This window comes from Thalassotalea ganghwensis (genome assembly GCF_053485795.1).
In genome coordinates, this window is record NZ_JBQRUM010000002.1 from 294,088 (window position 1) to 305,892 (window position 11,805).

General features: G+C 41.2%; 10 protein-coding genes. 3 read left to right on the top strand and 7 right to left on the bottom strand.

What is annotated here, in order from left to right; translation table 11 throughout:
* Positions 1 to 98 precede the first annotated feature (98 nt).
* Positions 99 to 1,019, bottom strand: coding sequence for a LysR family transcriptional regulator (locus tag ACSLUH_RS03265; RefSeq protein ID WP_448564540.1), 921 nt, complete (start codon positions 1,017 to 1,019; stop codon positions 99 to 101).
* 112 nt (positions 1,020 to 1,131) lie between these two features.
* Here ACSLUH_RS03265 and ppc point away from each other — a divergent pair, with 112 nt between their 5' ends.
* Positions 1,132 to 3,693 carry a phosphoenolpyruvate carboxylase gene (gene ppc / locus ACSLUH_RS03270; protein WP_448564542.1) on the top strand — a complete coding sequence of 854 codons (2,562 nt, stop codon included), beginning with the start codon at positions 1,132 to 1,134 and terminating at the stop codon, positions 3,691 to 3,693.
* 80 nt (positions 3,694 to 3,773) lie between these two features.
* On the opposite strand, the gene purF is transcribed toward ppc, so the two are convergent.
* From purF to truA, 6 genes are all read right to left on the bottom strand, one after another.
* Positions 3,774 to 5,288 carry an amidophosphoribosyltransferase gene (purF, locus tag ACSLUH_RS03275; protein ID WP_448564544.1) on the bottom strand — a complete coding sequence of 505 codons (1,515 nt, stop codon included), beginning with the start codon at positions 5,286 to 5,288 and terminating at the stop codon, positions 3,774 to 3,776.
* 19 nt (positions 5,289 to 5,307) lie between these two features.
* Positions 5,308 to 5,796: a CvpA family protein gene (locus ACSLUH_RS03280; protein WP_448564546.1), complete on the bottom strand. Its 489-nt coding sequence runs from the start codon at positions 5,794 to 5,796 to the stop codon at positions 5,308 to 5,310.
* 94 nt (positions 5,797 to 5,890) lie between these two features.
* Positions 5,891 to 6,568 (bottom strand): SPOR domain-containing protein, encoded by a 678-nt coding sequence (locus ACSLUH_RS03285; protein WP_448564548.1) that lies wholly within the window; start codon positions 6,566 to 6,568, stop codon positions 5,891 to 5,893.
* An 8-nt stretch (positions 6,569 to 6,576) separates the two neighbouring features.
* Positions 6,577 to 7,839 (bottom strand): bifunctional tetrahydrofolate synthase/dihydrofolate synthase, encoded by a 1,263-nt coding sequence (gene folC / locus ACSLUH_RS03290; protein ID WP_448564550.1) that lies wholly within the window; start codon positions 7,837 to 7,839, stop codon positions 6,577 to 6,579.
* Between the two features lie 11 nt (positions 7,840 to 7,850).
* Positions 7,851 to 8,711 carry an acetyl-CoA carboxylase, carboxyltransferase subunit beta gene (gene accD / locus ACSLUH_RS03295; protein WP_448564552.1) on the bottom strand — a complete coding sequence of 287 codons (861 nt, stop codon included), beginning with the start codon at positions 8,709 to 8,711 and terminating at the stop codon, positions 7,851 to 7,853.
* Positions 8,712 to 9,004: 293 nt separating this feature from the next.
* Complete coding sequence (gene truA / locus ACSLUH_RS03300) at positions 9,005 to 9,787, bottom strand: tRNA pseudouridine(38-40) synthase TruA (RefSeq protein WP_448564554.1); 783 nt, start codon at positions 9,785 to 9,787, stop codon at positions 9,005 to 9,007.
* Between the two features lie 214 nt (positions 9,788 to 10,001).
* On the opposite strand from truA, the gene rsmE reads away from it, so the two are divergent.
* A complete protein-coding gene (gene rsmE, locus ACSLUH_RS03305) occupies positions 10,002 to 10,778 on the top strand; it encodes a 16S rRNA (uracil(1498)-N(3))-methyltransferase (protein WP_448564556.1) in 777 nt (258 codons plus the stop codon).
* A gap of 45 nt (positions 10,779 to 10,823) precedes the next feature.
* On the top strand, positions 10,824 to 11,774 hold the full coding sequence (gene gshB / locus ACSLUH_RS03310; RefSeq protein ID WP_448564558.1) for a glutathione synthase: 951 nt from the start codon (positions 10,824 to 10,826) through the stop codon (positions 11,772 to 11,774).
* Positions 11,775 to 11,805 lie beyond the last annotated feature (31 nt).

Here is an 11,805-nt window from a genome sequence, read left to right on the forward strand (position 1 = left end):
AACCACACGACATCAACGCTGCCTTGTATAAAAACATCATCAATTGCTGCAAAAACAACCTCTATAGCTCAACAGACCCGAGTAAAAGCAAAACAATGTCAATAGCTTTGACGCGTTGCTTTTCGTAAGACATCCTGACCATTATCACGCATAAAAGCCAAAAAAGCTTTCGCCAATAAACTTGGCTGTCGAGTGTTATTTTGTACCAGGCGCCACTGATTAGTGATCGGAAAGTTTTCCACGTTTATGATTTTTAGTCCAGAGAGCTGCCCAAAATCTAAGCTATGGCGACTCAACACGGAGATACCTAATCCTGCAGCGACCGCTTGCTTAATCGCCTCACTGCTAGCAATCGTCATATGCTCTTTTAACGTTAAACCATGCTTGGCAAATAATGACAAAGTCGTTTCTCGAGTACCAGAACCCGGCTCTCTTAAGATAAACGGATAATGAGATAGCCTCGCCAAACTAACCGAAGGTTGCATGATTAACTCATGTCGCTCTGGAACAACCACCACCAATTCATTCGTTAAAAACGGCGTTTCAGTAACATTAACATCGCTAGGAATTTGGCTAAATAAGTAGAAATCATCGAGATTACTTCTTAAGCGTGCATAAATCGTCTCCCTATTGCCGATTTCCAATTTTACTTCAACATGAGGATAATGCTTATGAAAAGCCGCTAACAATAGGGGTAAGAAGTATTGAGCAGTTGTTACAACAGAAATAGATAAAGTTCCAGTCACCACGCCTTGCAAATTATCAATATCAGTATGCAAGTTATCCAACGCTTGAAAGACTTGATTAGCGGTTTTTAAAACCACAAACCCAGCATCGGTTAATTGGATTTTCCCTCCTTGGGTTCGATACAAAGGTAGCCCGACAATATCAGCCAAATTTTTCAGCTGAATCGACACTGATGGTTGTGAAATAAATAACTTTTCAGCCACCACAGATAAGCTTTTGTAGCGAGCCAACGCTTGTATCAATTGCAATTGGCGAATCGTTGGTTGCTTCATCAAGCCCCTTAAGTATAGATAAAAACCTATAAAGAAAATAAATATTATATATTGGACTCTATTTTATGAGCATTCTAAGATCAAGCCATGATTAAATAAAAAAAGGTGATTCATGCTTGAGACTATTTCTCAAAATATTCGCGCATTAGGTACAGTACTCGGTAAAACCATTGCTAATCAATCAGATCAACGTTGGTTAGACAAAGTTGAGCATGTGCGACTTCTGGCTAAAGATGGCGTTGCCAATGAACCTCATGCAGTAGACGAATTAAAAAGTATGTTCCAGCAGTGTGATGAAATAGAACTACTGATCTATGCGCGCGCTTTCAGTCAATTTTTAAACTTAGCTAATGTTGCTGAGCAACAGCACACCACCAGTGAGCAAGGACTAGCTGAGTTGGATTTACCACATCCACTGCAAAGCCTTAAAGAAAAAATAACCGATGTCAGCAGCGACAAATTTCTCGACGCGATTAGTAAGCTTCATATCGAATTAGTATTAACGGCTCACCCTACCGAAGTTAATCGTCGTACTTTTATTCACAAATATCATGAAATTGCAGAGCAACTGGAGCAAACCGGGCCAGCGCTAAATAGCAGAATTGAAGAACTTATTGAACAAGCTTGGAATACCAACGAAATAAGGCAACAACGCCCAACCCCCCTTGATGAATCTCGATGGGGATTAAATGCCATTAGTAATAGCTTGTGGCAAGCGGTCCCCAAATTCGTTCGAGAACTAGATGAGTTATGCCAAGAGCTAGCAGATAAACCGCTACCCTTGGATGCTCGGCCAATTACGATGGCCAGTTGGATGGCTGGCGATAGAGATGGTAACCCGTTTGTCACTGCAAACCTTAGTCGTCAAGCGATTATTCAAGCGCGATTGCTGGCAGCAGAATTGTACCTAGATGACTTTAAACAATTATATTTAGAGTTATCAATGCACCAAGCAACCGATAACCTATTACAACAAGACGTTGAAAATATCGGCCCGTATCGTAATCTCATTAAGCAAACAACTGACAAGCTCGAGCATACGATCAGCGAGCTCAAAGACGGTCAAACTTCTGGGATCATTGCTCATCCAGATGAATTACTTACCCCGCTTTACCAATGCCGTGAAAGCTTACTTTCGGTTGGTCTGAGCAAATCAGCAAATTCGCTATTAATGGATGTGATCCGTAAAGTGCATTGCTTTGGCATTTCATTAGTGAAACTTGATGTTCGTCAACACAGTGAATTTCATGACCAAGCTATTGCAGAAATTGTTAACGCATTAGAATTGGGTGATTACCTTTCATGGTCAGAAGCCAAACGCGTCCAATTTTTACAACAAGAGTTGAAGAACAAGCGCCCGCTACTACCCAACGTTGAGTGGTCAGCGCAAACGCAAGAAGTGTTAGACACCTTCCGCTTTATTGCCGACCAACCGAAAGAAGTTCTCGGTATCTATGTTATTTCTATGGCCAGCCATCAAAGTGATGTACTCGCAGTAAACTTATTAATGAAGGCAACGGGTGTTAGCTGGGAAATGCCAATAGCACCGCTATTTGAAACGTTAGATGATTTAAATAATGCAGCCAGTGTTATTGATACGTTACTAGCTGATCAGGAATATGCGCAGCGCAGCCTTGGCGCTCAACATGTCATGATTGGCTATAGCGATTCAGCTAAAGATGCTGGAGTGCTAGCAGCCGCATGGGCACAATATCAAGCACAAGAAGCCTTGGTCGCAACCGCTAAAAAACATGGTATTACCTTAAAGTTATTTCATGGCCGTGGCGGCACTATTGGCCGTGGCGGTGGTCCAGCGCATGCAGCAATAGCATCACAACCACCTGGCACTTTAGAAGGCGGCCTGCGCGTTACTGAGCAAGGGGAAACCATTCGTTTTAAATTTGGTTTACCAAGTTTAGCGGTCAGAAGTCTTCATTTATACGCCAGTGCGATTTTAGCGAGTTTGATCAAGCCACAACCAGCACCTAAAGAAGATTGGCGACAGCTGATGGATAAAATGGCCAAGCGCAGCTGTGAAATATATCGAGGCTATGTTTGTGACAAAGAAGATTTTGTTCGTTATTTTCGCCAAGCAACACCAGAGCAAGAACTCTCTTCTCTTCCGCTTGGTTCAAGACCAAGCAAGCGCAAATCTGATGGCGGCATTGAATCGCTGCGTGCAATCCCGTGGATTTTTGCTTGGAGTCAAAACCGCCTCGTTGTGCCAAGTTGGTTAGGCTTTGGTCAGGCAATAAATGAAGTCATTGATGAATATGAAAGTGTCATCGAAGACATGCTTAACAATTGGCCTTATTTTAAAGCCCGAGTATCGTTAACAGAAATGGTATATTTAAAGTCCAACAGCAACATCGCCAAACTATATGATGAAAGCTTAGTTGAGCCGCAATTGCAACCATTAGGTAATGAGTTAAGAGCTCAATTGGCAAAGGATAAGCAAACGGTTTTACATTTACTCAAACAAACCGAAAGCTTGCAAGGTGATCAATGGAATTTAGCGTCATTCCAACTAAGACAGCCTTATTTATTACCTTTGCATTTACTACAAATAGAAGCCTTAAAGCGCTTAAGAAAACAACCAGAGCACCCCATTTGTGAACAGTTACTGATGGTGAGTATGACTGGCATTGCAACAGGAATGCGCAATACCGGATAGTTAAACTGATGGTTTGGAAAACTAAAAACAAAAAACCGAGTCTATAAACTCGGTTTTTTTATTTCAATCATCGGTGCTTGCTATGCACCTTCGTTATGCATATCAATAATAGAGTCAGCATTTTTATCCGTATTTTCTTTACTTTCGTTATTACGAGCTGCATCAAGCTTCTCTAAATAACCTTGGTCAATGTCTTTAGTGATATATTGACCATTAAATACCGATATTTCAAAGTCTGTAATACTTGGGTTAGCAACCGAGACCGCAGCTTTTAAATCTTCAATTGACTGATAAATTAACTTATCTGCACCAATTAACTGGCAAATATCATCAAGCTCTCGGCCATGGGCTATCAACTCATTGGCGCTTGGCATGTCAATGCCGTAAACGTTAGGGAATCTTATTTCTGGTGCTGCCGAAGCAAAATACACTTTCTTAGCGCCAGCATTGCGTGCCATTTCAATGATTTGCTCTGATGTTGTACCACGCACAATAGAATCATCGACCAACAAAACATTTTTACCGGCAAATTCAGCATTAATCGCGTTAAGTTTTCTACGTACTGACTTTTTACGCTCTTCTTGACCTGGCATAATAAAGGTACGGCCGATGTAGCGATTTTTAACAAACCCTTGGCGGTAAGGGATGTTTAGCGTTTGCGCAATTTGAAGTGCACTATCACACGACGTTTCCGGGATCGGAATCACCACGTCAATATCTTCATCTGCCCATTCTTTAGCAATTTTTTCACCCAGTTTTTTACCCATTTCGATACGTGAACCGTACACTGAAATATTATCAATGGTTGAATCTGGACGAGCAAAATAAACATACTCAAAAATACATGGATTAAACTTAGGGTTTTCGGCACATTGCTTACTGTATAATTGACCATCTTCTGTAAAGAAAATCGCTTCACCTGGTGCGACATCTCTAACAAAGGTAAAGTCGTTAGCATCAAGCGCAACCGACTCTGACGCAATCATGTATTCAACGCCTTTTTCGGTTTCACGCTTACCAAATACCAATGGGCGTATACCATGAGGATCACGAAATGCCACCATACCATGACCGATAATTAACGCGGTAGCAGCATAGGCGCCACGGACACGTTGATGCGTTTTTGCAATAGCACCAAAAATATCTTCTGGCGTTAAATCGATGCTACCAACTTGTTGTAATTCATGACCGAGGATATTTAACAATAACTCTGAATCAGATGTCGTATTAACATGACGGCGCGCTTCTTTAAACAGCCAAGTCTTAAGTTCTTCAGCATTGGTTAAATTACCATTATGTGCCAAAGAAATACCAAAAGGAGAATTCGCGTAAAAGGGTTGAGCTTCAGAAGAACTCGAGGTGCCAGCGGTTGGGTAACGAATGTGACCTATACCAATATTTCCTTGCAGTCTTAGCATGTGACGCGTATGAAATACGTCTTTTACTAAGCCATTTGCTTTACGCAACCTGAAGGTATTTTCGTTAATGGTGACAATACCTGCAGCATCCTGCCCTCGGTGCTGAAGCACCGTTAAACCATCATATAGCGCCTGAGCTACTGGTGTTCTACCAACAATACCAACTATACCACACATAAAGTTATTCTCCGCCGAACTAAGCTTTATTTAAAAAACTTGATGATTGTTTGAGATACTCAAAAAACCACTCAATAATTAATGTAAATTCTGGGATCAATTGTGAACCTTGCCACCATGCACTTTGAGACGCAGGAGTAAATGCATCAAGGAAAAATAAAATAGCACTGGTGATGAGCACGCCACGCAAGGCGCCAAAAACAATACCTAAAACCCTATCCGTGCCAGACAAACCAGTTTTAGCCACAAGTTGACTAATAATATAGTTTACTAATGCACCTAAGATCAGGGTGACGACAAATAAAATAGCAACCGCTGCTGCATTTCTGAGCAAAGATTCGGAAATATTCGTCAGTAAAGGGGCAAGATCTAAGTAGAACGTACTCGCGATAAAAAAGGCACTGATCCAGATCACCAGTGAAACAGCCTCTTTAACGAAGCCTCTCACCAAACTTACCAGCGTTGATATAGCGATGACTGCCAAAATGGCATAGTCTATCCAAATCATAAATCGAGCGTTCTCATTGATTAGAGGCGCGCATTCTACCAGAACAGCAACCTAATTAGCCAACTTTTTTATCATTTAGTTCGTTTGTTAGCTGTTAACTCGTTGGTCTAAAACGTGCAATTTTACCTTCAACGTTGGTTAACTTTTTCAAAGGTTGGATCTTTTTCTCCAAACTCGATTTAATCAGTTCTGGTCCAACAAACACCTTGGTTAAGGTTCCTTTGCGAGTTTTAATAGGCCGACTATAGGCGGTATATCCATTTGCCTTTAATTTAGCTAACAAGTCATCAACGTTTTTCTGATGGCGAAAACTACCAAGTTGAATCACCCACGCTTCTTCAACTACCGCTTTCTCAGGCAATGACGGTGAAGTTTGTTTTTCTGATTCAACAATGACATCGTCATCGGCTGGGCTTGACTCAATGAATTGCTCCTTGGCTAACGCTGAAACTTTCAGTGTCTCACTAACGTGCTCGGTATTACTATCGTTGAGCGAGCCAACGTCTTGCTCGGCATCAGCATCATTGCGATAATTTTCATCGTCATCAAGCGCCGCCTCATCAACGACGTCTTCATCTGCCAACTTCACCAGTTTTGATTCATCGAATGTTGGTGTTGACGAAGAAAACTTAGCACTGGGTGGAGAAGGAATTTTATCAAACTCTTCCTGATAGGTTTGTTTTTCGCCATCCAGAATATCCGGCAAAAAAATAATCGCTAAAGCAGCCACGATAACGGTTCCGACTAATCGATTTTGAAACGGTGTAGACAAACCAACTCCTAAACTAATAATTTTCTTATTTTAGCGACAGTATAAAAGGACCCAAAAACGAGGATAATATCCGTTTCTTTCGCCTGTTTTTGTGCCATTTTAAAGGCATCTTCAACATTGTCAAAATAATTAGAGCAAGGTGCTAATTGTGGCATTTGCTGGCTTATGTACTCAGACGTTGCACCTCTTGCAGTATCTAAGCTGCCGATATACCAATGATCAACACAATCGACTAATTCATTTAATGTACTTTTAATATCTTTATCCGCTAACATCCCAACAACCGCTAGAATACGCCGATGCTGATATGCACTGATATAATCTCTTAGATATCTTGCTGCTAATGGGTTATGACCAACATCAAGCACAATATCACAGCCTTGCTTAAAAGACTCTGTACGACCAGGTACTTTGGTTTTGTTAATTACGTCACTAATGAGTTGCTCAGTTAACGTTAATGAAAGTAAGGATAGTACTTCGATTGCCGTAGCAACGTTGTCTAGTGGTACAAATGGTTTTGGCAAGTGATTAAAACATTGATGAGACGACTGCCAACACCAACGACCATCGTCACTAAGGGTGACACTAAAGTCTCGCTCGCGCTGCTTAATCTGCGCGCCAATAGAATCAGCATGAGCGATAACACTGTTTGCAGCCACAACCTCGCCGATAACGGCTAACTGATTTGCTCGCATTATCCCGGCTTTTTCAAAGCCAATTGCCTCTCGGGTATCGCCTAAAAAGGCTTGGTGATCTAAATCTACTGTAGTGATCACGGCAATATCGGCATCAATAATATTGGTGGCATCTAAACGTCCGCCTAACCCGACTTCTAAGATAATGAAGTTGGGTCTGATATCCATCAAAACCAGAAACGCTGCCAAAGTCGTGTATTCATAATAACTTAAGCTAATCTCCTCGCGGGCACGCTCTATTTTTTTAAAGGCGTCGATAATCGGCTGATCATCAATATCTCTCGCGTTGATACGAAGTCGTTCATTAAATTTGTTTATATGTGGCGAAGAATAGACTGCTACAGACTCACCCAAGGTCAATAAAGTTTGTTCGATAAAGGCACAAGTTGTCCCTTTGCCATTGGTACCAGCAACGGTGACGACTTTGGCAAAACTCAAATCAATAGATAATCGCTTGGCTACTTCGCCAATACGGGCTAAACCTAAATCAATTTCTTGGGTATGTAATGACTCTAAATAATAAAGCCACTCATCGAGCGTATGCTCGCCTAAGTGGCTATCAAATGGTGTTTTCATTTTTAACAAGATTAATTAAATGCTGATAACTCTTGCCCTGTAAATTTGGCTAAAAGTCGAGCTAAAGTATCCCGCATTTGACGACGATCAACAATCATATCAATCGCCCCTTTTTCTAATAAAAACTCACTGCGTTGGAAGCCTTCCGGTAACTTCTCACGCACTGTTTGTTCAATGACTCGAGGCCCCGCAAAGCCAATCAACGCTTTAGGCTCTGCGACATTGACATCACCCAGCATTGCCAAACTAGCAGAAACGCCGCCCATTGTTGGGTCAGTTAATACTGAGATATAAGGCAGGCCTTTTTCACTCATTTTAGCGAGCGCCGCACTGGTTTTTGCCATTTGCATCAATGAAAATAAGGCTTCTTGCATGCGAGCTCCACCGCTTGCTGAAAAGCAAATAAGCGGTATATTATGCTCTAAACAATATTCAGCGCCTTTAACGAAACGCTCACCTACTACTGAGGCCATTGAACCGCCTAAGAAAGCAAACTCAAATGCTGCGACAACAACAGGCATACCATGTAATTCGCCTTTCATTACCACGAGAGCGTCTTTCTCACCGGTAGCTTTTTGTGCAGCTGCGATTCTATCTTTATAGCGTTTAGAGTCTTTAAATTTAAGGATATCTTGCGGCTCTAAATCAGCCCCTAACTCTAAACGTTCGCCATTATCAAGAAAGCCTTCAACTCGTTTACGAGCACTAATACGCATATGATGGTCACACTTAGGACACACCGACATTTGTCTTTCTAATTCAGCCTTATACAAAACGGCATTACAGGCACTACACTTACTCCACACCCCTTCAGGAATGTTACTACGTTGAGTTGTCTTTGCTTTTGGGAGAATCTTTTCTATCCAGCTCATAATCTATCTATTGCCTATTGCGCGAAAAAACGTTGATAAAAACATCAAATCGTCATTATCAACCTACAAATTATTAATAATATCAGGAATAACCACTAATTAGACCACAGTTTATTGCACTTTGAATACAAAAAACTGGTCTGTTTTCTCAATTTTTCTAATGCGATTACTGAAAAATAACAATAGCCTAACAGCTCAGCATTCTATCGCCAAGCCACGAGCACCATTTTAACAACCTAACGGCCCGAAGGTCTGTTTATGTTATCCGCAACCATACAAAGCTAAAACCACGTTTAATCTAAAAATAGTGGTCCTAAATGACGTTGCGGTAACTGAAACTCCTCAGGATAATCAACATCAACAAAATATAAACCGCCTGCTGGTGCGGTAATACCTGCTAAACAGCGGTTTTTAGCGTGTAAAACTTCTTGAATCCATTCTACAGGCTCTAGTCCTTGACCAATTCGCATTAAACTTCCCGCAATATTTCTAACCATATGATGTAAAAAAGCATTGCCTTTTACATCTAAGACCAAATAATCACGATAGCGGGTGACATTGCAATGATAAAGCGTTCGCACTGGAGAGTGCGACTGGCAATGGACGGTGCGAAATGAGGTAAAGTCATGCTTGCCAACAAGGTATTGAGCGGCTTGATTCATCAACTTTTCATCAAGTGGGTAATGACAAAAACTTAAGCCTTTACTTAGTATTGCTGAGCGTAAGTTATTATTGTAAATGATATAGCGATAACGCCTAGCTGTCGCACTAAAGCGGGCATGAAAATCTTCATTCACCTCTTTTACCCATGTTACAGCAACATCTGCTGGCAAATTGGTATTTACCCCTAATGTCCATGCAACATCTTTACGTTTTTGATTGGTATCAAAGTGAATGATTTGATTAGTCGCATTAACCCCCGTATCGGTGCGGCCAGCGCAAACGACTTCAATAGGCTCATTGGCAATTTTGGATAATGCCTTTTCTAACGTTTCTTGCACGCTAATGACATTTTTTTGTCGTTGCCAACCATAATACTGGCTACCATCATATTCAACGCCTAATGCATATCGCATCTACTACCTCTAACTTTATTGACTGCCTTATTCTTTGTAACCTTACTACCCAGTAAAGAAACAGCGGCGCGCATTATCTAACATTTCCTAAATTATTTCGACTATTAACCTGCTAGCTATCGATTTATCACACTTTATTACAAGTTAAGCTTGATAAAGACGACGCTCACCCCTATCTTTGCCAATAGACAATATAACAGTTTTAGTGCGAGTTATGCGCAACCCAAGAATTTATCAAGATCAATCGCTTGCCGTTAATCAAACCATTACTTTAGACGATGACGCCTTTGGTCATATTATAAGAGTATTACGATTGCAAGAAGGTGATGCCATTACCTTGTTCAATGGCCAGCCATATCATGGTTTAGAAACAAGTGGCGACAATCATCAGCGTCAGCTGGGTGAATTTCAAGCCACCCTTGTCAATGTCCAAAAGAAAAATGCACAAGCATTAATTACCGGTTTTGACGTTAAAAATAGTGAATCACCACTTCACATTCATTTGGGCCAAGGCATTTCTCGCGGTGACCGCATGGACTTTACCTTGCAAAAGTCGGTTGAATTAGGGGTCAATTCCATAACCCCACTATTTACGCATCGCTGTGGTGTAAAGTTAAACCAAGAACGGCTCAATAAGAAACGTGATCAATGGCAAAAAATTGTCATCAGCGCTTGTGAACAAAGTGGACGATGCTTTGTTCCAGAGGTTAAAGAGCCAATATCGCTTGAAGAATGGCTTAGTCAATCGACGTCAGCATTAAAATTAAACCTACATCCGAAAGCTGAACACTCGATAATGTCGATTCCGAGTGAAAATGATCGTGTAAGGTTGTTAATCGGCCCTGAAGGTGGATTAACCGATGAAGAAATAGCACAGGCGGAACAAGCACATTATCAACCCGTTTTATTGGGGCCTCGTATTTTACGAACAGAGACAGCAGCATTAACCGCAATAACTGCATTACAATGTCGCTTTGGCGATATAAAATAATAGAGCTTTCAGCTCTTAGCTAAAAAAAATTAGGAAGTAAATAACATGACAATCAAGCTCGGCGTAGTAATGGACCCTATTTCAACCGTCAAAGTTGCCAAAGATTCTTCGATGGCGATGATGCTTGAGGCACAAAGTCGAGGCTACGAGATATTTTATATCGAGATGAGTGATCTTTATTTAGAGCAAGGTGTCTGTCGAGCTCAGGTTCGCCCTGTAAAAGTCTATGACGATCAAGATCATTGGTATGATTTAGGTGAAGCCGAAGATATAGAGCTCTCTAGCCTTGATGCGGTGTTAATGCGTAAAGATCCACCTTTTGATACCGAATATATATATGCCACTTATATGCTTGAAAGAGCTGAGCAAGCCGGTACTTTGATTGTTAATAAGCCGCAAAGTTTGCGCGACTGTAATGAAAAGTTATTTACCGCATGGTTTGCTGACCTAACGCCAAAAACATTAGTCACGCGTGATGCTGGCCGGATTCGTCAGTTTTATCAACAAAATAAAGACATTATTTTAAAACCGTTGGACGGTATGGGTGGCTCATCTATTTTTAGATTGAAAGAAAATGACGCTAACGTTGGTGTTATAATAGAAACACTGACAAATCACGGACAACATTACGCTATGGCTCAAGAGTTTATTCCAGATATTAGTAATGGTGATAAACGCGTCCTGATTGTCAACGGAGAAGCAATGCCTTATTGCCTTGCTCGGATCCCTGCCAAAGGTGAGACACGTGGTAACCTAGCGGCTGGCGGCCGTGGTGAAGCAAGACCAATATCTGCTACGGATAAAATGATTGCTGAAACCATTGCTCCTGAGTTAAAAAAGCGCGGTCTAATTTTTGTTGGTCTTGATATCATTGGCGATAAAGTGACGGAGATTAATGTCACCAGTCCGACTTGTATTCGTGAAATTGAGGCCGCATATCCAATAAATATCAGTGGTAAACTTATGGACGCCATCGAAGAATATTTAGGCAAATAAATGCCTATGTGGGTGACAAGTTTTTGAAATC

What these genes read in the sequence shown, in the direction of transcription:
- ppc (WP_448564542.1), top strand. Translation starts at nt 1,132, where the DNA reads ATGCTTGAGACTATTTCTCAAAATATTCGCGCATTAGGTACAGTACTC.
- ACSLUH_RS03280 (WP_448564546.1), bottom strand. Translation starts at nt 5,796, where the DNA reads ATGATTTGGATAGACTATGCCATTTTGGCAGTCATCGCTATATCAACG.
- gshB (WP_448564558.1), top strand. Translation starts at nt 10,824, where the DNA reads ATGACAATCAAGCTCGGCGTAGTAATGGACCCTATTTCAACCGTCAAA.
- purF (WP_448564544.1), bottom strand. Translation starts at nt 5,288, where the DNA reads ATGTGTGGTATAGTTGGTATTGTTGGTAGAACACCAGTAGCTCAGGCG.
- folC (WP_448564550.1), bottom strand. Translation starts at nt 7,839, where the DNA reads ATGAAAACACCATTTGATAGCCACTTAGGCGAGCATACGCTCGATGAG.
- rsmE (WP_448564556.1), top strand. Translation starts at nt 10,002, where the DNA reads ATGCGCAACCCAAGAATTTATCAAGATCAATCGCTTGCCGTTAATCAA.
- accD (WP_448564552.1), bottom strand. Translation starts at nt 8,711, where the DNA reads ATGAGCTGGATAGAAAAGATTCTCCCAAAAGCAAAGACAACTCAACGT.
- truA (WP_448564554.1), bottom strand. Translation starts at nt 9,787, where the DNA reads ATGCGATATGCATTAGGCGTTGAATATGATGGTAGCCAGTATTATGGT.
- ACSLUH_RS03265 (WP_448564540.1), bottom strand. Translation starts at nt 1,019, where the DNA reads ATGAAGCAACCAACGATTCGCCAATTGCAATTGATACAAGCGTTGGCT.